The 420-nt window shown below is 60.2% G+C and carries 1 protein-coding gene; it reads left to right on the top strand.

Going from position 1 to position 420, the window contains the following annotated elements; translation table 11 throughout:
• Positions 1-366: LuxR C-terminal-related transcriptional regulator (locus AB4Y34_RS42035; RefSeq protein ID WP_368719330.1), on the top strand; the 366-nt coding region annotated here is incomplete at its 5' end.
• Positions 367-420: the final 54 nt, after the last annotated feature.

The raw sequence follows: 420 nt of genomic DNA, 5'->3' as shown, positions 1-420 counted from the left end.
TCGCGAGCGCTGCGTGCAGGCGCGACGGGCTACCTGACAAAGGACAGCGACCCCGCCGTGTTGCTCGAAGCCATCCGCAAGATCGCGGGCGGCGGGCGTTTCATCGATCCGAGGCTCGTCGACGCAATGGTCTTCGACAGGCACCGCGGCGACGTGCCACCGCATGAAGTGCTGTCAGACCGCGAGTTTCAGGTCTTGCAAATGCTCTCTGCGGGAAAGAGCCTTAACGAAATCGCGGATGTGTGCGCGCTCAGTGCAAAAACGATCAGCACCCACAAGATGCGGCTGATGCAGAAACTCGGCATCACGAACAACACCGACGTGATCCGGTACGCGATCCGGCACGGACTGTCTTGCGTCAACTAGACTACCTGCGAATTAGGTCGGCGGGTTGTGGTGCAAATAGCGCTCAAGGATCGG

Origin of the sequence: Paraburkholderia sp. BR10954 (genome assembly GCF_040965775.1) — a bacterium.
GTDB lineage: Bacteria > Pseudomonadota > Gammaproteobacteria > Burkholderiales > Burkholderiaceae > Paraburkholderia > Paraburkholderia youngii.
This window is presented reverse-complemented; position numbering and strand designations above follow the sequence as displayed.